A 21,620-nucleotide genomic window follows, 5' to 3' on the forward strand; every position below is an offset into this window, starting at 1 on the left:
CTAAATTCCGCCTAAAAATTCTATTGCGTTTTTCCCTTTTATCAGCTCCAGCGTTTCCTCCCGAAATCCCAGTTCTTCAATGGCTGCCGCCATCCGGATCTGTTCAAATCTCGGGTTACTGCTTCCAAACATCACCTGATGCCGCAAGCTGCGGTCAATCCACGTATATGGAATGTCCACGGTAAATATCTGTCTGTAAAATTCTCTTGCATTGTCAAAATACAGAACTCCCGTATCCGCATACACATTTGGGTATTTCAGCAATAGCATAGCAGTCTCTTTTACCCAGGGCCAACCAAACTGCCCCAGTGAAAATTTTAGGCCGGGCCTTTTTGCCGCCAGTTCTTCAAACTCTATCGGCCGTGAATATTTTGCCAGCGTATTCGGCTCCCAGGACAATCCACTGCTGAAAATAACTGGTTTATTATACTTCTCACAGATATCATAAAGTGGCTGTACTTTTTCCTCATAAGGATAAAATTTTTGTCTGGATGGATGTAGCTTTAATCCTTTGAGATGCAGCTCACTGAATGCATATTCTAATTTTCCTTCTGCCTTCTCATCAAAGGGATCCACTCCGGCAAAAGCAATAAACTTGTCAGGCGCCATATCTGCCAGCTTTTTAACCTCTTCATTCGTGACCACCGGCCGGCCTGTTTCACTTGTATAGTCATCTGGAAGAAGACACAGCCGATCCAGTCCCGCACAATTCATCTGGTTAAAAATATGCTCCAGCAGCGCAGTTCCATTCAAATGGATGTTCAGTACCTCATGCCGCATTTCTTCTAATTCTTCATCCTGATTGATCGGCTCATAAAAAGCCGGATTTACATGCATATCAATAAACACTTTTTTCTCCTCTTAATAACCTGCTTCCTTCATGTATTCACGTACCCTGTCAATGGCTCTTCTTGCATACAGCCTAGGCTCATTGATATAGCCCGTCACCAACTCCAGCGTAGCTGTTTTATTATAATTGACATATTTTAGCTCTTTTATAAGCTCAGGCAGTGGAATTGAGCCTTCTCCAGGGACAATATGACTATCCGTTCCCTGTTCTCCATCAATAATATGGAAATGGTACATTTTCCCTCCCAGAAGTTCCAGATATGACATAATACTTTCATGTTGTACAAACGGCGGAACAATATCGCACATCCCCACAAGATACGGAGAATCAATTTCGGCAAATAGCTGAACCATGTCCCTTGCATTTTTAAAAGCATTCGATTCATAGGGCGTTAATGACTCTATTACAATCTTTACACCTGTTTTTTCTGCATGCTCTGTCAAAGGCTTAACCGCTTCAATCAGTCTGCTCCAGATTTCTTCCTGGGTGACATAGTATCCCGCATGAGCAGGTGAAATCAGCATATAATCTGACCCAAGTTCTTTTGCCATATCAAGGCACAGCTTTAAGTATCCCACTGCATCTTCTCTCTGCCTCTGACTCCCTATCATAAAATTGTAGGGATAAGCATTGTGTTCCGGTGTGTATCCCAGAACCGGCATTTCATACTTTTCAATCAGTTTTTTGACCTCGCTGATCTCACCTGCTTTCAAATCCGGCGCAAAGGCATGAGGTCTTCCGCCCCAAAGCTCAATATAATCGTACCCAAATCTCTTTGCGTCCTCAAAACAATGTTCCAGCGGGTTGCGCTGATACCCTGAAGTAAACATTCCCAGTTTCATTTTCATTTCCTCCTATTCGTTTTCTGATACCCATGGTTCAAATACACCGACTACCTCGGCTGCTACTTTGGCTCCCTTGTCGAGAGCCGCCGCCACATCACCTCCCATTAATATTTCATAAAGAAATCCTGCAATAAAGCTGTCACCTGCACCTACTGTATTAACAACCTCAGCCGGATATACTCTGCCTTCGTAAAATGTCTTTCCGTCATAGGCAAGGCTGCCTTTCTCCCCAAAGGTTGCAACAGCCACCTTCATTCCCCGGCTGACCTTATCTTTTAGATATTCCGAGATAAACTCGTCTTTGCTCTTATGATAAGAAAAGAAACCATAATCTACAAAGGGAAGGGTCTTTTCCACCAGTTCATGATCCAGACGGTCGGCATAATCAAAACTAATAAGTGCCTTCGACAGCTTTTTTATCTGAGGAAGTGTATCTTCCGCCTTTCCCCACAAGGCTGTATGTACCAGGTCATGCCCGGCAGCATATTGAACATCTTCTTCACTGAATACAATATTTTCAAGCACACCCTCCACATAATCCCCGTGCACCCTGTCCAGGCCATCCATGTCCATATATGTCACAGCAGTTGCTCCCTCACCGACATGAAAATGGCTGAGCTCCAAATTTTCCTTTTTCAACGTATCAATCATCCATTTTCCATTTTCATCAGAACCTGTTGTACTGATAATTGATACAGGAATCCCCAGCTTCTGGATATTCACACCTGTGTCTACCACATTGCCGGTCGGATATTTTCGATTCAACCGCTCATAAACGTCAATACAGTTATCACCGATAGCTGCAACCTTCATTTTTTACACCTCCGTACATGTTATCAATATTCTTATACCAATTTTAAGTATATCAAAGTTGTTTTTGATCGTCAATTAACTATATTTCACATAATTGTCACTCTATTTTTGTCTATTTTTTCCTTTTAAATGTTCTCCTTAATACATGTTTTGGAGATTCTTATGCAAGTTATACGCTTTTTTAAACCACTTTTATCTTTTACATTTTTTGTGTTTGTGCCCTAGTTATAAGGCACAAACACAAATTCTCTGAATATTCTTCAAAATGTTCAATTCTATGCATATATCACAAACTGATTTTCATTTCTTAGTCTTCCTTGATTTATCATTTTTATTATGTTATCTTTAAAAAAATCGGTACAACTTTATCCAACACTTGTTTTATCCAAAACAATAAAATTTAGGAGGATATTATGAAAGCAGACAAAATTTTACGCTCCAATGCAATTTTTACTTCCCTAGACAAGGAACCTTTCCCAGGCTTTGTCGCTATAAAAGGGGATAAAATTATTGCTGTGGGAAACGGCAATGAAATGGATTACCTTGATTCATACACTGAAGTTACTGACCTGGGCGGCCAGCTGATCTGTCCGGGATTTGTAGATGTGCATTGCTTTTTCACCGGTTATCTATTAATGCAGACAGGCATAGATGTGAGTTCTTGTCCAACTGGTGAAAACGTATTGCAGGCAATTAGCAGCCATTCTAAGATGTTAAAATCAGGAAAACCCCTCTTGGCCAGAGGACTGAAACCCGAAATTTTCTTTTCCGTCCAGACATTAGATCACTTATTTCCTGACATTCCCATAATTATTTTTATAGAAGGACATGAAAACTGTTGTATGAACAGCCTGGCTATTTCAACTTACGGCTTTACTCCGGATAAATGTTACTCAGAGGCTTATTGGAAATTGTTAAGATATGTGTTATCAGATATTGAATATTCGCTTCGGAAATTCAAAGACTACCTTTCTATGCTGAACTCCAGGGGGATTACTTCTATAAAGGAAATGGGATTTGATGATTATTACAGCTTTACTGATATCCTCAAAAGCTTGGAAAGTCAGAGTGCCCTGACTGCACGAATCCATTTTATGAGCCAGCCGGTGGGGGCCCCGATGAATTTAGAATACGGAAAAGAAATGCGCAAAAAGTTCCAGGGGGATTTTGTTCGGTTTTCTGGATATAACCAGATGACCGACGGCTCTATCAGCCAGTTGGAAGCCGATATGAAGGAGCCTTATCTTATCGCGGATACTTGCTGCAAATTGAATATCAATTGGATTAAACTGGAGCAGGATACACTTACTGCCGACCAAAACGGCTTCCGTTTTTCATTGCATGCCCAGGGAGACGGTGCCATTCATAAAGTATTAAATATTTTTTCGAAATGCCGGAAGGCAAAAGATGGCACAATCTTACATCGCCACGCCATTACAGACCTGGAATGCTCTGATCCAGAAGATTTAGAATATATGGGCAAACTAGGAATAACAGCAGAGGTTTATCCGCAGATCATGTCCCTGGCCAGCCGCAGTGAAAAAGTAGCCGTGATCAACGAAACCATTGGCAGTGAACGGGGGAAAAATTATTGGAACCGCCGTAAAATGGAGGACAGCAATGTCACATTGTCGTGCGGTACCGATTTGCCATTACTTTTTGATGATATTCCTGAATCCATCTATCATGCCGTCTTCGGCTTATTTCCGGAAGGCGGTGAACCCTTCAATCCAGAGAATGCTCTTTCTATAGATGAGCTATTGAAGGCCTGGACTATTGGAGGTCAGTACAACCTCGGGCAGGATAACATCCTTGGAACTTTAGAACCCGGTAAAAAAGCTGATATTGCCGTTCTGGACCACAATGTATTCGAAGTGCCTATAGACGAAATGCGCAAGGTCAAGGTTTCACTGACTATGGTAGATGGGAAAATTGTATATCGCATTTAATTCTATGAAAAAGTGGCCGCCGATCATCATAATCAGCGGCCTCCATTCATTTTCTCTTACCCTTTGTAGTAATTAATCAGACATCCCTTTAATATAATCTCTCGTTCTGCATTTGTCAGGTCCCCAAGATGAAATTGAATTTTCTCCAGACCGTCATGTACAACATAAGCCTTTATCACATCTTCCTTCTCCTCCACTGCCTTTCTTATATCAGGAACAAAGATGTAATCTCCATTTTTAAAAGGAAGATTCTCATGATCAGTATCTGTCAGAAATGGCAGCATTCCCCAGTTGATCAGATTTGAACGATAGCGCTTAGTTGCATACTCATTGGCTATATTCGCCCAGCCGCCGAGCACTTTCTGGCAGGATGCCGCCTGCTCGCGGGCAGAACCATCTCCCGGTTTTACAGCAAAAATCGTACTTCCCACACCTATATTTCCTTCCCCGGCATACGGATATTTTTCACGCACCTTCGCCATCACGGGCTTTAGCTCCTCCAATACGTCCAATGGACATATATTTGCCTCAATTGCTTTCTGTGCAGCCTGCACTTCTTTCGCACGGCCTACATAGTCCGGATCCTTCCTGGAAAGCGTAAATTCCGCAAGTCCAAGAGGATTAGACCTGTAAGAAGATGTCTCCCCAGAAGGAATCAGTTCATCCGTAGTCGTTACCGGATCATGTATCTCAGAAACCACCTTCAAAACGAGATTCTCCGGCAGAGGAGACATTTTGGGCCAATCCTTAATGTTCGGACCGAACTGAATTTTTACGCTTGAATCTGCAACGCCTTTGCTGTCAAACACCCGGTTCTCGTAAATCCGCTTATCAAAATAATATTTTTGTCCCTTATACTCCACGTCCATAGCCTCAGCAGATGTCAGGAATCCTCTATTGGCTGCTGTCGCCGCGATAGAGCGTGCATCCATCAGTGCAACGGAAGCAATCTGCCCACTCTGGAGCTTAGAGCCTTCCCTGTTGGGGAAATTTCTCGTCGAATGCCGGATGGAAAAGGCATTATTGGCAGGTGTGTCTCCCGCACCGAAACACGGACCGCAGAACGCTGTCTTCACAACTGTTCCTGCCGCTATCAACTCGGCAGCCACACCATTTTTCACCAGTTCCATATAAATCGGCATACTTGCGGGATATACACTGAAAGTAAACTTATCGCTGCCGATGTTTTTCCCTTCTATAATATCAGCCGCAGCACATATATTCTCAAAGCCGCCGCCTGCACACCCTGCAATAATCCCCTGTTCAACATAAAGCTTTCCGCCCACAATCTTATCCTGCAGTGAATAGTCCACCGTGCTGCCCAGACTTACAAGTGCTTTCTTTTCCACTTCATGTAAAACATCTTTCAGATTTGCATTCACCTCATCTATAGTATATACGTTGCTTGGATGAAAGGGCATGGCAATCATAGGTTTAATCTCACTTAAATTTACATAAACCATACCGTCATAATATGCAACTACTCCTGGACTCAGCTCTTTATAGTCTCCGCTTCTCCCGTGAATTTCATAGTATTCATGAATTTTTTCATCCGTTTTCCAAATAGAGGACAGGCAAGTCGTTTCTGTTGTCATAACGTCAATGCCTATGCGGAAATCGGCACTCAATTTATCCACTCCCGGCCCGACAAATTCCATCACTTTATTGTTTACATAGCCATTTCCGAAGGTTGCTCCAATAATTTCCAGCGCCACATCCTGCGGTCCTACTCCCTTCGCCGGTTCTCCATCCAGATAAATACCGATAATGTCCGGCATCTTAATGTCATAAGTTTTATCCAGGAGCTGTTTTACAAGCTCCGGGCCGCCTTCACCCATAGCCATTGTCCCAAGGGCACCATAGCGGGTATGACTGTCGGAGCCAAGAATCATCTTACCGCCCCCTGCAAGCATCTCACGGGCATACTGATGAATCACCGCCTGATGAGGAGGTACATACACCCCGCCATATTTCTTTGCACAGGTCAGCCCAAACATATGGTCATCTTCATTAATCGTACCGCCCACCGCGCACAAGCTGTTGTGGCAGTTTGTCAATACATAGGGAATGGGAAACTTCTCAAGACCGGAAGCCCTTGCCGTCTGAATAATGCCGACAAATGTAATATCATGGGATGTCAGTGTGTCAAATTTAATCTGCAAATGTTCCATATCAGACACAGTATTATGGGCACTCAAAATGCCATAAGCAATCGTATTGCGGGCTGCCTCTTCCTTCGTTGCCGGGATGTTAACATTGCCTGTATCTTCAACTATTTCAGTGCCGTTCTTCAGATAGACACCGTTTTCATATAGTTTTATCAAACCTTAGTCCTCCTAAATCTAATTTGTTTCTCTTAAAATTTTGATAACCTCAAGTTCTGTCTCCCCCAGAGAAATAAAATCTTCCTTTTGAATTACAATAGGCTTCTGTATCTTCTTTCCGTTTAAAAACGTATGATTCTTTGAGCCTTCATCTCTAAGGTACAGTTTATCGTCACTTCTCACAATTGCACAATGAACTTTAGAAATCCGCCTGTCATCCGGAATGGATAAAAATTCCTCAAAAGCTACTTCTTTTGTTGTTCTGCCAATTCCAAGATTGTCATAGAAAATATAAGTATATTGTTCTCCTGTATCCGCATCTTCCAAAATAATCTTCCAACGCCTCTTCTTTCCTGACGGGCGCCTGGAGCCCGACTCCCTGCCGCCGGAATAAGCCTGCTGTGCACCGGATCTTTTGCTCTTTTTAGGCCGTCTGCCCTCTTCATAATCATCACCGTAGTCATCATCCTCTGTGTCACGCTCTTCATCAAGCTTATATTTTCTGTATTCTTTTCTCTCTTTTACTATGGTTACTATCGTCACAGCAATGGTGACTAAAATTAAAGCGGCCAAGCCTATAAGAATAATCCAGTACATCATTTGCATATCAACTCCTTCAGGAATTAATATTACTATATTTTCCCGGTTCAGGCAAGCTCTTTAACTACAGCTTACCATTATTCTCTTTCTCATCCTCTGGCAGAATTTTATAGTGTCCACCCGGTTCTGTCAATTTCATTATTTAAATCCCAGATGTTCTTCCAGCTTTCTGCTCCCGGCCATAAAAATACTTTACCTTTTATCAGCCGGTCATTTCTATCTGCCTGACGAATAATCTCCATCTCCTCATCAGTGAGCGGATCCTCCGTCACTGCTGCAAGATTGCTGCAATATTCAGTTTGTTTCACAGAAAACGGCACTGGTATGTGCCCCCTTTGTACTGCCCATTTTATACAGACTAATGCAGGATGAATTCCGTGGTTTTTTCCTATTTTAACTAATTCTGGCATTTCCATCACAGCAGTATCCCCGGCTTCTGTATCCCGCTTGGGCCTTTCGGCTGAGCCTAATGGTGAATATGCTATCGGAACAATACCTTTACTTCTGCAATATTCAAACATTTCCCATTGCTGAAATGCGGGATGGATTTCTATTTCGTTAAAAGCAGGCATAATCCTGCACAATGGCAGCATTTCATCTAACTTGGGGATTGTCATATTAGAAACACCTATATGACGGACAAGCCCCATATCTGCCAGCCTTTCCATCTGCTTCCATGTCTCCATAAATTCTTCAATAAAAAAAGGCCGGGCATTAGGGTTCCGATCGTTTACTCCTGCTCCCTGAGCATGGCCATTTGGAAACGGCCAATGAACTAAATAGGCATCCAGGTAATCCAGCTGCAGATCCTTAAGTGTCTTAGATACAGCAACTAGTACATCTCCTTTCCCATGCATGTCATTCCACACCTTTGACAGTATATACAAGTCTTTTCGTTTTACAATTCCTTCGTTTATAACTCTTGAATAAACATTTCCTATATCCTGTTCATTGCCGTATGCGGCGGCACCATCGAAAAATCGGTATCCTGTCTTGATTGCATTATACACCGCAGTTGAAACCTCTTCCGGTGTATACTTATCATTTCCGAATGTGCCCATCCCGATGGCCGGAATAAAATCTCCATTTGCCAATTTGATCTGAGGTATCTGATCTGCATTGATCGTCTTCATACTGTTCTCCTCCCTGGTATATTATGATGTAGGGATCAAAAGGTATTTTGCCCCCTGATACCTACGGATTGCTCCGCACTTTGTGCTCCCGCAATCCTAAAAACATTCGAAATCCGCCCTACTCGGGCTACTTTCTCATGTTTTGCGGGTCCCAAAGTCATGCTTTTTCATGCAAGCATGAAACGCATGACCTTTTGACCCTGGTATCATATTATCACTATACTTAAATGTGAAGCGGCATTCGAGTCTCTTTTTATCGGACTCGAATGCCGGGTTTCCCAGAATATTTAGAATTTCCTACAATCTCTTTAATAGCTCTTCTCTTTCCTTTTCATAACCTGGCTTGCCTAAAAGAGCAAACATATTCTTCTTATAGCTCTCTACACCTGGCTGATTAAATGGATTAACGCCGAGTAAATATCCACTTACGCCAATTGCAAATTCAAAGAAGTAAAACAGCTGTCCCAGATAAAACTCTGTCTGCTCCGGAACTGTCACCATCAGATTCGGTACATTGCCGTCTGTATGGGCCAGAATCGTTCCGTTCATTGCACTTTTATTGATAAAATCTACCGTCTTTCCTGTCAGGTAATTCAAGCCGTCCAGGTCAACCGGTTCTTCATTGATAATAATTTCTTCTTTGGAAGTTTCTACATTCAGAACTGTCTCAAACAAAATTCTGTTTCCATCCTGGATGAACTGTCCCATGGAGTGCAAATCGGTCGTCAAATCTACGGATGCCGGGAAGATACCCCGCTGGTCTTTGCCTTCGCTTTCTCCACATAACTGTTTCCACCATTCAGATACATAATGCAGGCTTGGCTCATAATTAGCCAGAACTTCCACTGTCTTGCCTTTCCTCAACAGGATATTGCGAACTGCCGCATACTGCAGAGCCCCGTTTTGTGCGAAATTATTTCCCAGTGCCTCTTTTCTTGCTGCCTGAGCACCTTCCATCAGTTTTGTGATGTCTGCGCCGCTCACTGCGATCGGAAGAAGTCCCACCGCTGTCAGTACGGAGAAACGTCCTCCCACATCATCGGGCACTACAAAAGCTTCATATCCTTCTTCTGTGGCAAGATTTTTCAAAGCTCCTTTTTCTTTATCGGTCGTGGCATAAATTCTCTTTGCCGCTCCTTCTTTTCCATATTTTCTTTCCAATATTTCTTTAAACACGCGGAAGGCAATCGCCGGCTCTGTTGTAGTTCCCGATTTGGAAATCATATTGATGGAAAAATCTCTGTCTCCTACTACATCTATTAAATCCTTTATATATGTACTGCTGATGCTGTTTCCTACATAGTAAATCTCCGGAGATTTTCTGATTTTTTTAGAAACAACATTTGCAAACGAGTGTCCGAGAAAATCAATTGCTGCCCTGGCTCCCAGATAAGAACCGCCTATGCCGATTACCAGCAGTACCTCTGAATCACTGCGGATTTGCTCTGCCGCTTTCTTAATGCGCCCGAATTCTTCTTTATCATAATCAACCGGAAGGTCAATCCATCCAAGGAAGTCATTCCCCGCTCCTGTCTTTGCGACAAGCCTGTCCTTTGCCTGAGCTGCCAGTTCACTCATATATTCCATCTCATGCTCCTGGATAAAACTACTTGCCTTTGAATAATCAAATATAACTTTGTTAGCCATTGTTTACCCTTCCTCTCTATCCGTATTTTAATAATAATTTTACCAAATATATCTCATGTAATCAAGCTAAAAACTCCTCTAAAATTTGGCGTATTGCCTCTTCTTTCAGTGCGGGCTGCTCATTATCCTCCAGTTTTTCTTTTAGAGCAGCCCCACGGCTTTGTCTTACCCTTTCCTCCTTTTCCACTCTCCTTGGCTCGCCCTCTATGTTAATGGACAATTCCGGTTCTTCTCTTGGTGCGGCTTTTTTCTGCACTGCATCCTTTTGCACCGCCGCCCTCGATGTACCTGCCCCTTCCGGGCTTATCACATCAATATTATCTCTCTCCGTCTGCTTCGCCTTTTTATAGCGGTGTGCACACACATTTTCCAAATAGTCCACCATGTAATTCTTCGCGGCTTTTATTTTATAGCCTTCATCGGATAACTGACTGATAACAAATAATGCAATCATCTCTGCTGCCCCCGCTCCGATATATTGGTACATTCTTTCACTGAATCCGCTTACAATATAGCTGCTCAAACCTCCAAATGCAGCCAGGGCACCGGAGAACCATATACTCTGTATCTCCAACTGTTTCCATGTGTGAATCCTAAGGAGAAACCCCCGGTATTCATATATGTATTTTTCTACAAACGCTTCTACATTATCTACGGTATCATGTATCATACATGCGTGTTCATACTTCGCCCGCACAAGCTTCATCAGTTTGTGTGTACTCTTTGACATGTTACCCGCTGCCGTTATCATGCGGCGAAGAGTAATCTGGTTCACAATTTTTCCAAGAACCCCGATGACACCTACGACAATCATTAGATAAAAAATGGCGTTAGTGTCTGCTACTAAAGTTTTCAACATAATAAGACCTCCTGTTTTATGGTTGTGCCACAACTTCCACTTTTTGTGTGAACTTATTATAGTCCAATTTTTGATGTTCTGCCTCAAAAACCGTTCTACATAATTCGTCATTGCTTCTTGATTTTAACAGAAAACCGGCATATCTCAGGGTTCAGAATCATAAAATGAAAAGCAGGCTTTAGTCCCTCAATTTAGCAAAACATTTAAGACTTCATCTCATATATGAGCCTTGAGAAAACCCTTGTCATTTTATAAGATAACTGCTCGAAAAATAAGGTGAAAAAATATGTACTGGATTTTTCCGTTACCTTTTGCTATAATTTTTATGTTCTATTTGTGATAGAGCTTAGTACGCGGGCCAGTGCACTAGTGTACGGGACAACGCACTAGTAACTCAAACAATCCGGATTTTTGCAGGAGGTTTATGAAATGCAATATAAAACAAAAGGAGTCTGTTCTCAAATGATAAACTTTGAGATCGATGATAATAAAGTAAGAAATGTAGAATTCATCGGAGGCTGCAGCGGCAATCTCCAGGGTATTGCCCATCTTATAGAAGGGATGGATGTAGATGAGGCTATTTCTAGAATCGAAGGCATACAGTGCGGGTACAAAGAGACATCCTGCCCGGACCAACTGGCAAAAGCATTAAAAATGGCAACCGGAAAATAATCCGATTACCATTTTTCGCCTTGAGCACCTGAAGCAACCGCCAAATGCAGTACATTAAAAAATTGTGGGTTTTTTCAGTACAGGTCTTTTCTATAATTTATTTGGTTTATAGTTTCTCCTGCTATGTAGCGCACCAGCGGTAGCTCCTTCAGATGCTCAAAGTGAAAATTTATTGAAAAAACAATAAATACTATTTTATATAGATTCCATTAGTAACTGAAAAAGTTTCGTCATAGGGCTGAGCATCGTCCATTCCGCCAACATGTGAAGCCCGAACTCTATAATAATAGCCTCTGTCCACCTTCAACTGTTTACTGGTGGCCACATAATATGTGTCATAAGCCTCTGCCTGTTCGAAATAAACCTGTCCCCAATTCCCCTCCTTTTCATCGTATTGATCCACGTACATCACTACTGAAAGATAATCAAGGTCAGTATTTCCGGTTGTTGCAGCATAGACATATACCTTACCTACACCAGCATTTGTAACAGAGCACTCTCCATCCATTAAATAAACTCCCTGGGGAGATATTCCCCCACTAGTACTTCCTGTGGATTTATCCTCTGTAGTTAAATAAGATCCATCCACCTGAATATCATCATTATAACCTGATGCCCTGACATCCATTAATGATGTGGCAAACATACCAAAAATCACTGCCAGGGTGCACAGAATTGATGGGATTTTTCTCTTCATCACTTTTCTCCTTTGTATTTGTTCACTAATTAAACAATTGTATCCTTAATAACTTACGCGCTTTTGTTAAAATAGATAATATTTTTAAGTATTTTGACAAAATCCTTTCTATCCATTACACCTTTTAATTGATAATTAACACCTTTATAAGAGAAATTTGTCACAAATCTGCTTTCTTCAGACTCCTTCATCTCATACTCTTCCACCGTCAAAGTTTCTATGTCCGTCTCAACAGTAAATTTACCTTCCAATTTATCTTCTTTCTTTTGACCAAAGGATGAATCTGCATCATTTAAATATATTGTGTACCGTATGATCTGTCCATTATATCTGTAAAACAGACGTGCGCTTTTCTGCTCCTCATCAATATTTATATTTTGAAACTTCATGCCTTTTGGCATATAACCGAAACGGACTGTCACTACCCCCAGCTTCTTTCTAATCTCCGCATAAGCACTTACCTCCTTCTCATCCTCAGTATTCTGTTTCTCCATATCTTTTACATCTATAGTCTGTGTGTCTTGCTTTCCTGCCCATTTGTCTAACAGGGTCTTCAGATATGATTTACTTCCCACACTGGTCATACTGAGCCCAGCCACTAAAACCAGAACTGCCGCAAGAGCAACTAGAAGCCGCTTTTTACGGGGCATGTGAAATGTTCTGCTTTTCGTTCCTCCATTACTGTCATTAAGATGTTTATGATACTTTTTATTTACCTCTTCCAGCTTTATCTCATCATTTTTCTTGTTCAGTAATTTCCGGTCAAGGCTTAAAGCCCCCCTTTCTTTCTCGGACAGAAGTCCTTCAGCGTTATGATTTGTGCCACAGGCAATATCAGAAGCAGGCTCTAACAATATTTCGAATGCACTTTTTTCGGTATTAGGCTTCTTCACGTATTTTTTCTTATATTCCTTTATCCGGAGAAAAAGTTGATTTTCCATCTTTTCAGACACTTTTACATTTTTAAGAGCAGGATTACCAGCAATTTCTTTTTCTATTTTCCTGGCATCCTTCTTTACTTCTTCCTGCAGTGACAGTTTTACATTATGTTCCATTGGTATTCCTCTTGTTTGAGCATTATTACTTTTTCTTGACATTTTATTAAATAAGTTTAATATAAAATGGTGTAGGGGTCAAAAGGTATTTTATTCATTACCGTAAGCCTTAAATATATAAACATTCAAATCTGGAGGTTTTCATTATGAAACGAATCATCCTTACCGGCGGAGGGACAGCCGGGCATGTTACCCCCAACATAGCACTCATTCCCCGATTAAAAGAACTGGGGTATGATATTCAATATATAGGATCTTATAAAGGAATCGAGAAAGAACTGATTGAACCTTTCGATATTCCTTATCATGGTATCTCTTCCGGCAAGCTCCGCCGTTATTTCAGTGTACAAAATTTTACAGATCCATTCCGTGTAATAAAAGGCTTCAGTGAGGCTCATTCTATCATTAAACAATTGAAGCCCGACGTTATTTTTTCTAAGGGAGGCTTCGTATCTGTTCCTGTAGTACTGGCCGGCAAGCGCTGCAAGGTTCCAACTGTTATACATGAATCCGATATGACCCCGGGACTGGCCAATAAAATTGCAATTCCATCTGCAACCAGAATTTGCTGCAACTTTCCCGAAACCCTCGACTCGCTTCCGAAGGAGAAGTCCGTTTTAACCGGCTCACCTATCCGTCAGGAACTGCTGTCCGGGAATAAGATTGCCGCCATGGATCTGTGCGGATTTTCTGCAGATAAACCAGTTGTCCTCGTTATTGGAGGAAGCCTTGGATCTGTAGCTGTGAATAATGCCGTCCGCCTGGCGCTTCCCGAACTTTTAGAGTGCTTCCAGATAGTCCACCTCTGCGGCAGGGACAAGGTTGATGATACTCTAACCAGTATGAAGGGCTACAAACAATTCGAATATATCAAAAATGAGCTTCGTGATATATTCGCACTGGCAGATATCGTAATTTCAAGGGCCGGTGCCAATGCCATCTGTGAACTGCTCGCTTTGAGAAAACCAAATCTTCTAATTCCTCTCTCCGCGCACGCAAGCCGGGGTGATCAAATTCTAAATGCCCGTTCCTTTGAACGGCAAGGCTTCAGCATGGTGCTGGAAGAAGAAGATCTCACAAAAGAGGCACTACTTGAATCAGTACAAAGTCTTTATGACAATCGTGCATCGTACATGGATGCAATGCGGGACTCAAGACAGCAGGACTCTATCGATACAATTACAGGACTTATAGAAGAAATACGTTCGAAGTAATTGTCGAGTTACAGCATATTCAGGAAAAGCGGGTGGTCATCTTAGCACCCGCTTTCTTACAATTGGTTCAGCTCATCATACTCTACATCGAACGTCTTTTTTATCCATTTCTTGGCTCTATGCAGTATGCTGTGCAGCACCTCAATACGTATTCCCATTTCTTCTGCTACTTTTGCCTGAGGAATCTCAAGAAAATATACCAGCGAAATCGCCTCATACCATCTGGGATTTTTTTCAAGCAATGCTGCAAATATACGCCCATGCAATTCTGAACGGTCAAGCTCATTTATTCCTTTCAAAAACTCACTTTCAGCACTTTCTACTGTTTTCAGGATAAAACTTTCTTCCGCAATTCCTTCATGCAATATCTCGCGATTTGCCTTCTTTTTGTAATTCAATGCATAATTTTTAGCAGTTGTATATAACCACGACTTCACATTGCTGTGATTCATATTATCGTAATAAATATATAATTGTAGAAATGTATTTTGAGCAATATCTTCTGCTATATCATAATTGCCTGAATATGTATACGCTGCTTTAAGGACGAGATTTTTATATGCTTCATAAATCTCATCAAATTCACAATTCTCAGTCAACATCTTATCCTCAGTTACTGGCTGAACCCGTTCAATATTTCTTCTTTGTCTTCTTCTAGAAGCTTGCCCATCTTCCATCCCAGTCCTACTTCATCGCCCTTGTATCTTGGAATCAGGTGCATATGAAAATGATATACAGTCTGTCCCGCAGCCTCTTCATTATTTTGTACAATATTATAACCGTCACATCCCAATACATCTTTAAGCCTGATTACCACTTTTTTCGCCAACACCATTGCTTTAGCTGCCATTTCTTCATCCAAGTCATATAAATTTCGGTAATGTTCTTTTGGAATAATCAATGCATGTCCTTTTGAAGCAGGGCTGACATCCAAAATAACCCGAAAGTCTTCATCCTCGTAAAGCGTTGCAGATGGAATATCTCCTGATGCCAACTTACAAAAAATACAATTTTCATCTTTCATAACGTTTTCTATTCCTCCCTTATAAGGTGCTCTAATGGTAGTATAGACTATTTTTACCAAATTGAAAAGAACTTTTGTTAAAGGCATGACAAGATAGCATTTAGGATATCACCTATTCATGGATTTTGATATTTGCTGTCGAAAATTGTCTGTCTGATTTTATTGAACAAAGGGCACTGTCGTGCTAGACTACAAGTACATCATACAAAAGGAGGTAAACCATTTGTTACATAACATTGACATCAATAAAATGAATACACTTACAGAAGAAAATTCCGATGCAAAACAAATTATCGGTCAGTTATTGGAAAATCATCATAGAATAGTGTCGACAATTGCACACGAGATCCGGAACCCACTTACGCTGGTTTCCTCATCGTTGCAGGTCACGGAACTCCAGCATCCCGAAGTGAAAGAATTTCCCCATTGGAAGCAGACCATTGAAGATGTTGAATTCATATGTCAGCTTTTGAATGAACTTTCCGCTTTCAACAATGGAGAGGTTCTGAATTACTCTGTGTTCTCCATTGAACGGCTCCTCAAAAACATCGCAGTTTCATTTGCAATTTCTTTAGATAGTGAAGTTTCTGATATCGAATTCTCCTCTTCCATCCCTTCTAACCTTGGTGACTATACCGGTGATAAAGTTAAACTGGAACAGGTCTTTTTAAACCTGCTTTACAATGCCAGGGAATCTATTTGCGGCAAAGGTCAGATTTATTTTTCAGCCAGCCGCTCCGAAGATTTCCTGGTCATTCAATGTGAAGACAGCGGATGTGGTATTTCTGATGAGGTTATTGATTATATCTTTGAGCCATTTAAAACTTATAAAGCTGGAGGTACCGGACTTGGGTTATCACTCTCGAAAAAAATTGTTGAATCACACGGAGGCTCCATCTCTGTCGATTCAAAGGTGGATCAGGGATCCATATTTACTATCAAGCTGCCGATATAAATGCATATATAGTACCTGATACTAAACTGCCGATATAGGAGTCTGGTATTTCCTGTGATATAAGATAACTGCAGCTGCAAAACCACAGACAAGTCCTCCTATATGGGCAGCATTATCTACCCCTGAACTTGTAACTCCAAAATACAGACTTAAGGCTACCATAAACAATATTCCCCGTCTGGTCAGACGCCCCGCCCTCCCATGGTTCTTAATCACTACCCACAAAAGTGCTCCCATGAGACCAAAAATTGCTCCTGAAGCGCCTGCAGAAACCACCGCAGCCCCTGCCCTGTCATTTAGCCAGAATGAGAACAGATTCCCCCCCAAACCAGCAGCAAAGTAAATAAGCAGAAATTTAAGTTTGCCTGTTTCCAGCTCAAGATTCCATCCCAGTGCCCCCAGGAGAACCATGTTATTTAATAAATGGTTGATTCCAAAGTGTAAGAACAGGCTGGTAAACAGTCTGTAATACTGGTGTCCTTCTGATATATACGGCCCATATGCCGCACCATGATTCAACATGAATAAAGTATTTTCTGTATCCCCTAAAAAAGAAAATGCCAGAAATACAATAACATTTGCTGCAATCAATCCTACTGTGCATACTGCTTTTTTGTCCTGGTTCAAAACGGTACCTCTTTTCATATTGATATTCTAACCAAGTATACCATATGGGACATCGACAGTTCAATATGTATCCTCCTCCGTTATCAAGTCCTTCCAGCTTCCCCATCTCAACTTTTTAGACTTTGCCCCGGTCCTTTTTCGAAAATTCCGCCAGGCCCCCATTTCACGGATAGTCTCGGAATCCCCCGATGGTTCATATTCTTCCTCATTGATAGAAAATATATTCTCCTCCGGAAGTCCCTCCTGTTCCTCTTTCATTTCTTCATTTGTTTCAGAGACTTCGCTTCCTCGTCTTTTTTTCTCATGAATTCTGTATTCATTCATTATTCTTTCCAAATCATAGTTTTCCTGCAAAGTGGCTTTGTGGAGTTCATATGCCAGCAAAATCCCCTCTACTTCTTCGTAATCCAGCTTCTTAACAAAGTATTCTGTCATTATATGAAACGCTTCCCCTAATGGCTTCCTTCTTCCCGGAAGGTAACAGAAAAACCAATTATCCTCCCTAAAGAACACAAACTCCGGGTACAGTAACAACCCATCTGGATTCAGCATATAGCTCCCCAACAGCTTTACAACCTCTATCAGACGATTTACAAATATCAGCATATCGTCCTTTCTGATTACAGAAGTCTCAAACATTGTTTTCATTGATACCATGCCGGTCACTACATAGCTGTATCTGCTTTTTCCATTTATTCCGCATCCTGTTACCTCCAGCAGGCCGGAGATTTTATTTTCCTTCATCATATGTATCTGGTAATCCTCTTCATAAAGTTTTGATAAATCAACATGCAGTAATACCCTGTTTAATTCTTTTTCATATCCCGTTTTCATTCTTTTTCCTTTTCTTGTTCTGTCAGAGAATCCAGCAGTTGTTTCCTTCTAATGTCCTTCTCTGGTTCGGGAATGACCGCTTTTTGTACCACCGAAACCCGCATCCGCCCTTTTCCCGCCTGAGCCGTGACCGCCATGTCTCCCTTGTTTTTGCTAACCTCAATTCCCGTTAAATGAAGGAAAATCAGTTTTCCCTTCACCCGCTCTCTGTAAAAACTGTGAAGATCTGCTTTATTTTCCTCTTTCTGTCTTTCCATCTGGGCCCCTAATATCGCTGTTTCTCCTGCGGCGCCAATTAAAACATTTTTGTCATGATAATAAAATACGGTGTAAATAGTTAATAAAAGCAACAGTATCACCGTCGGCAGGACATAAGCCATCTCTACTGTGATGCTCGCTTTTAACTTTATATTCCTGTTCAATTTGTCAACTCCCTCCAGACCAGAGCCAAATGCAATAGGAGACCAGTAAAAACGGCAGAAAAGGATAACCCGCCCTTTTATTTATCCCCCTATATATCAAAAATGCAGCCGCAAAGAAAGAGGATAATAAAAATGCACCTATCAGTACCCCCAGAAGGCTCCAAAAACCAAGAAAAATTCCCATTGCCAAAATTACCAGGCTGTCGCCGTATCCCAATGCCTCCTCCGTCGCCTTGCTGATAACCAAAAACACCACACCAACTACTGCACCTCCCAGTACTACGATTAACGGTATTTCTGGCTGCCATATCCTCACTGCAGCAAAAACTGTCCCCCCCACCGTCACCAGCCAAACCGGTATTCTCTGTATTCGTATATCTATAATAGAGAGTATCGCCAAATACACTCCATACCCTATATGAATCAACTCGTTTATTCCCATAGCCTCCTCCCCTGTCTGTCACATTTATTTTGAGCATCTGCTGCAGCCCGCTCTTATTCCTGTTTCCGATTTCTTCACGGCATATATTGTCCGCTTTAATCCACTGCAGCTTAATGAGTTATGGTACTTTCCACCTGTAGTGGTAATATATACGCCTGCAAAGCTATCTCCATGAACACACTTTTCACATTTATAATATTTTCCGCCGCCTTCATTGCGCATCCCGGAAAGTTCACTGTAGGGAACAAACTGAATGGATAACTGCAGATAAGAGCACTGGTAATCCTCATGGTAGACTAATCCTGTGTCTGTTATGTATACAATCTTCCCCTCCTCCTGGTTCCCGTCTCTCTTTGAATACCCGGTCCATGCTTTAACCTTCATCTCATCCTGAAACTTGGCAGTGAGATTAGTAAATTCCGGAAAGGGAAGACGTATTGAATACTCCACAACTGCATAAATTTCTCCACTCAAAGGGGACATGTATGTTTTGGCACAGCTAAGCCCCGAGCTGCCCCCTGAAAGTATACTTTTATCCATTCTACCGGCTCCCACCGACTCCACAATGTCCCGTTCAAACTTTATGACATTCACTGCCGGGAACATTACCGTCTCCTCTGCTGCTCTCTTTGCCGCACTTTGCATTCCCTGTTTTATACTTGTCCGTATAGCCTGTATTTCCAGCAAATAGACTAAGCTTAAAACGGCAAATAGGAAAATCGGAATAACCAACGCTGCTTCTACAGTTACACTTGCTTTTGAGCCCAATACAGATGCCCTTTCCTTATTTGAGTTGGATGGGGTTTTATTTGATTGTGACATCGCAGTTTTTCCTTTCTTAATATTTTTTGCAGTTATTCAGGATGGCAGAAATATTCACGAACAGCCCGTGCAAGCTCGCTTGTTAAGGACCGTTTGTGGATATTTCTATCCGGCGCTTAGCCGAAGCGAGATGAAGCAAAGCTGATTCGAGCTTACCCTCCTGAATATCTTCCTGTCGGAAGGGATGACTGACAGGATTAGAAGAAAGGGCATCTATATTGGACTCAAAAGCTTTTCTAGTCTCTTATTCGTACCCAAAATATACCGGAAATTGGTACGTAAGACCCCTGCGGATCTCTGCCGTATTTTGCAGTCTCAGCTTTACAACACAGGAATCCACACAAAATGTATCCTTTTTCTCTTCCGTTCTCATGTTCTGCTCCACCCTGTCCAATGCTTTTACAGTCAACTCATCATCATTTTCTAAAAACAGAAGAGCTCTCAGGTAATCCTCGTAAGTAATTCCCTCCTCTGCATTCATTCCGTCCTGCATATCTTCTTCAGTACCTAGTGTTGTCAGTGAAGAAAGGGATAACTGCCAGTTTTCATTACTTTTCATCAATGCAGCCTTTTTGCCCGACAAAAGGCTGCGCAAATCCACTACACTCTCTCCGAAAGCCCACGCTGCCAGCAAGGCCTGCTTTACAACCGCTGATACTGCCGGCAGGCCTGCCAGTGTTGACAGCGTTAGCGCCAATGCTTCCGCTTCAGCTTGTTTTTTAGTATCGGACTGGAGATATAGGTAGTTTATTCCAAACCGGATGGCAAGCAACTTTTTTATTACCATTTCCAAGTTTTCTGCATCTGAAGCTTTCCGGCCTATCATATATTCCAGTTCATAGGAAAGGCTTCTGTTTTCTCCTTTTATATCTGTTGCATTACTAAATTTCTTTAAAAGGTATTCCTGAAACAATAGACGTTCCTCTATGCCATTCATTCCCTGCCGCACATAAAAACTTCCTCTTCCCCTTCTCAAGTTTCTGCCGCTGGCCTGTTCTTCGGGGATAATCTCCCGGGCAGACAAATGAAATTCTTCCGGGAGCACCAGCTCCAGAATGCTGGATTGCTTCAATTCCTCCACCAGAGGAAGAGGATTGTCCTCCTCTGGAAGTATAATTTGATTCTCTTTTACAAAATCGTCCAGTTCTCTATTGACAGTTTGATCTCTCTGACTTGCTTCTTCCCCCTGCAGTTCCTGCTCTTCCCAAATATCGGTTTTTCCCACCAGTTCGCGGACGGCTGAAATACCATATGCCTGTTCCATATATTGCAAAGCCTGCTCCTTAAAGGCGTGTCCTTTCTGGTCAGATAGATACTGGATACCCTGAATATTATGCTCCATGCCGGCAGTGCCGTAATAATACATATGATCCAGCAAGTTCTGCTCATTAGAAGAACATGTTCCATAACTGCAGTCAATAGCCAGAATTTCATAGTTCTTCAATAATTCATTTTGATATTCGCCAAATATGGAAAATATTGCGTTATCCGCGATCAGCCGCTTTTGATTTTTTGACACTTGTACTACTGTGCTTTCAAGCATCGCGGCCATAAAGGAAATGAGAAGAACAAAAACAAGACTTAGAAAGGCTGTAATTTCGCCCCGCTGCAAACTAAATGCCTGCACTTTCACTGGTGATTTTTTCAAAAATGGAGTTTACGAGACTAATTAGCTGTGTTTTAAATATCAAGATAAGGGCAATAATAACGACTAAAATTAAAATCATCTCAACAACTGAAAGTCCCGCGTCATCTTTTAATAAATGCTCTATATAAAACAATTTTTCTCTTACTTTGTTTCCAAAACCTTTCATATGTCCTTAGTTCCTCCTTTTG

Annotated in this window: 23 protein-coding genes; 4 read left to right on the plus strand and 19 right to left on the minus strand. The window is 41.7% G+C overall.

The window, feature by feature from the left end:
* The 3 genes from EDD59_RS07115 to frlD are packed head-to-tail and all read right to left on the minus strand — an operon-like array spanning position 1 to position 2,508.
* Entirely contained in the window at positions 1-849 is an 849-nt protein-coding gene (locus EDD59_RS07115) for an amidohydrolase family protein (protein ID WP_132380407.1), read from the minus strand.
* Between the two features lie 12 nt (positions 850-861).
* Positions 862-1,692: a fructoselysine 3-epimerase gene (gene frlC / locus EDD59_RS07120; RefSeq protein WP_132380409.1), complete on the minus strand. Its 831-nt coding sequence runs from the start codon at positions 1,690-1,692 to the stop codon at positions 862-864.
* A 12-nt stretch (positions 1,693-1,704) separates the two neighbouring features.
* Positions 1,705-2,508 carry a fructoselysine 6-kinase gene (gene frlD / locus EDD59_RS07125; protein ID WP_132380411.1) on the minus strand — a complete coding sequence of 268 codons (804 nt, stop codon included), beginning with the start codon at positions 2,506-2,508 and terminating at the stop codon, positions 1,705-1,707.
* A 413-nt stretch (positions 2,509-2,921) separates the two neighbouring features.
* On the opposite strand from frlD, the gene EDD59_RS07130 reads away from it, so the two are divergent.
* The gene (locus EDD59_RS07130; protein ID WP_132380413.1) at positions 2,922-4,457 is read left to right on the plus strand and encodes an amidohydrolase; all 1,536 of its coding nucleotides are present in this window, start codon (positions 2,922-2,924) and stop codon (positions 4,455-4,457) included.
* Positions 4,458-4,513: 56 nt separating this feature from the next.
* Here the strand turns inward: EDD59_RS07130 and EDD59_RS07135 are convergent, their stop codons facing one another.
* The 5 genes from EDD59_RS07135 to EDD59_RS07155 form a co-directional block, all read right to left on the minus strand.
* Positions 4,514-6,781: a hydratase gene (locus EDD59_RS07135; RefSeq protein ID WP_132380415.1), complete on the minus strand. Its 2,268-nt coding sequence runs from the start codon at positions 6,779-6,781 to the stop codon at positions 4,514-4,516.
* 18 nt (positions 6,782-6,799) lie between these two features.
* Positions 6,800-7,381 (minus strand): FHA domain-containing protein, encoded by a 582-nt coding sequence (locus EDD59_RS07140; RefSeq protein ID WP_132380417.1) that lies wholly within the window; start codon positions 7,379-7,381, stop codon positions 6,800-6,802.
* A gap of 107 nt (positions 7,382-7,488) precedes the next feature.
* Positions 7,489-8,514 carry an aldo/keto reductase gene (locus EDD59_RS07145; protein ID WP_132380419.1) on the minus strand — a complete coding sequence of 342 codons (1,026 nt, stop codon included), beginning with the start codon at positions 8,512-8,514 and terminating at the stop codon, positions 7,489-7,491.
* 297 nt (positions 8,515-8,811) lie between these two features.
* A complete protein-coding gene (locus EDD59_RS07150; protein WP_132380421.1) occupies positions 8,812-10,161 on the minus strand; it encodes a glucose-6-phosphate isomerase in 1,350 nt (449 codons plus the stop codon).
* A 61-nt stretch (positions 10,162-10,222) separates the two neighbouring features.
* Positions 10,223-11,020 (minus strand): hypothetical protein, encoded by a 798-nt coding sequence (locus tag EDD59_RS07155; protein WP_132380423.1) that lies wholly within the window; start codon positions 11,018-11,020, stop codon positions 10,223-10,225.
* A gap of 429 nt (positions 11,021-11,449) precedes the next feature.
* Here EDD59_RS07155 and EDD59_RS07160 point away from each other — a divergent pair, with 429 nt between their 5' ends.
* Positions 11,450-11,692 (plus strand): TIGR03905 family TSCPD domain-containing protein, encoded by a 243-nt coding sequence (locus EDD59_RS07160; RefSeq protein WP_132380425.1) that lies wholly within the window; start codon positions 11,450-11,452, stop codon positions 11,690-11,692.
* A 190-nt stretch (positions 11,693-11,882) separates the two neighbouring features.
* Here EDD59_RS07160 and EDD59_RS07165 read toward each other — a convergent pair whose 3' ends face one another.
* Both EDD59_RS07165 and EDD59_RS07170 read right to left on the minus strand, forming a co-directional pair.
* Entirely contained in the window at positions 11,883-12,389 is a 507-nt protein-coding gene (locus EDD59_RS07165) for a DUF6147 family protein (protein ID WP_132380427.1), read from the minus strand.
* 53 nt (positions 12,390-12,442) lie between these two features.
* Positions 12,443-13,444: a DUF4367 domain-containing protein gene (locus EDD59_RS07170; protein WP_165920886.1), complete on the minus strand. Its 1,002-nt coding sequence runs from the start codon at positions 13,442-13,444 to the stop codon at positions 12,443-12,445.
* Between the two features lie 146 nt (positions 13,445-13,590).
* Here EDD59_RS07170 and EDD59_RS07175 point away from each other — a divergent pair, with 146 nt between their 5' ends.
* Positions 13,591-14,658, plus strand: coding sequence for an undecaprenyldiphospho-muramoylpentapeptide beta-N-acetylglucosaminyltransferase (locus tag EDD59_RS07175; protein ID WP_132380431.1), 1,068 nt, complete (start codon positions 13,591-13,593; stop codon positions 14,656-14,658).
* Positions 14,659-14,714: 56 nt separating this feature from the next.
* Here the strand turns inward: EDD59_RS07175 and EDD59_RS07180 are convergent, their stop codons facing one another.
* Positions 14,715-15,335: an RNA polymerase sigma factor gene (locus EDD59_RS07180; RefSeq protein ID WP_330571967.1), complete on the minus strand. Its 621-nt coding sequence runs from the start codon at positions 15,333-15,335 to the stop codon at positions 14,715-14,717.
* A complete protein-coding gene (locus tag EDD59_RS07185) occupies positions 15,272-15,682 on the minus strand; it encodes an HIT family protein (RefSeq protein ID WP_132380435.1) in 411 nt (136 codons plus the stop codon). The genes EDD59_RS07180 and EDD59_RS07185 overlap by 64 nt, the downstream gene beginning before the upstream one ends.
* Positions 15,683-15,905: 223 nt before the next feature.
* On the opposite strand from EDD59_RS07185, the gene EDD59_RS07190 reads away from it, so the two are divergent.
* Positions 15,906-16,637 carry a sensor histidine kinase gene (locus EDD59_RS07190; protein ID WP_132380437.1) on the plus strand — a complete coding sequence of 244 codons (732 nt, stop codon included), beginning with the start codon at positions 15,906-15,908 and terminating at the stop codon, positions 16,635-16,637.
* A 21-nt stretch (positions 16,638-16,658) separates the two neighbouring features.
* Here EDD59_RS07190 and EDD59_RS07195 read toward each other — a convergent pair whose 3' ends face one another.
* The 7 genes from EDD59_RS07195 to EDD59_RS07225 form a co-directional block, all read right to left on the minus strand.
* Positions 16,659-17,264 (minus strand): rhomboid family intramembrane serine protease, encoded by a 606-nt coding sequence (locus EDD59_RS07195; protein WP_132380439.1) that lies wholly within the window; start codon positions 17,262-17,264, stop codon positions 16,659-16,661.
* A gap of 60 nt (positions 17,265-17,324) precedes the next feature.
* On the minus strand, positions 17,325-18,098 hold the full coding sequence (locus tag EDD59_RS07200) for a DUF6382 domain-containing protein (protein WP_132380441.1): 774 nt from the start codon (positions 18,096-18,098) through the stop codon (positions 17,325-17,327).
* On the minus strand, positions 18,095-18,520 hold the full coding sequence (locus tag EDD59_RS07205) for a TadE/TadG family type IV pilus assembly protein (protein ID WP_132380443.1): 426 nt from the start codon (positions 18,518-18,520) through the stop codon (positions 18,095-18,097). Before EDD59_RS07205 ends, EDD59_RS07200 begins: the two co-directional genes overlap by 4 nt.
* Before the next feature lie 4 nt (positions 18,521-18,524).
* Positions 18,525-18,962, minus strand: a complete 438-nt coding sequence (locus EDD59_RS07210) for a prepilin peptidase (protein WP_132380445.1) — start codon at positions 18,960-18,962, stop codon at positions 18,525-18,527.
* A gap of 24 nt (positions 18,963-18,986) precedes the next feature.
* A complete protein-coding gene (locus tag EDD59_RS07215) occupies positions 18,987-19,784 on the minus strand; it encodes a TadE family protein (protein ID WP_132380447.1) in 798 nt (265 codons plus the stop codon).
* Positions 19,785-20,028: 244 nt separating this feature from the next.
* Positions 20,029-21,303: a DUF5702 domain-containing protein gene (locus EDD59_RS07220; protein ID WP_243117362.1), complete on the minus strand. Its 1,275-nt coding sequence runs from the start codon at positions 21,301-21,303 to the stop codon at positions 20,029-20,031.
* Positions 21,304-21,397: 94 nt separating this feature from the next.
* Positions 21,398-21,598 (minus strand): Flp1 family type IVb pilin, encoded by a 201-nt coding sequence (locus tag EDD59_RS07225; RefSeq protein WP_132380451.1) that lies wholly within the window; start codon positions 21,596-21,598, stop codon positions 21,398-21,400.
* Positions 21,599-21,620 lie beyond the last annotated feature (22 nt).

Origin of the sequence: Muricomes intestini, from assembly GCF_004346165.1 — a bacterium.
In the GTDB taxonomy this organism is placed as follows: domain Bacteria; phylum Bacillota; class Clostridia; order Lachnospirales; family Lachnospiraceae; genus Muricomes; species Muricomes intestini.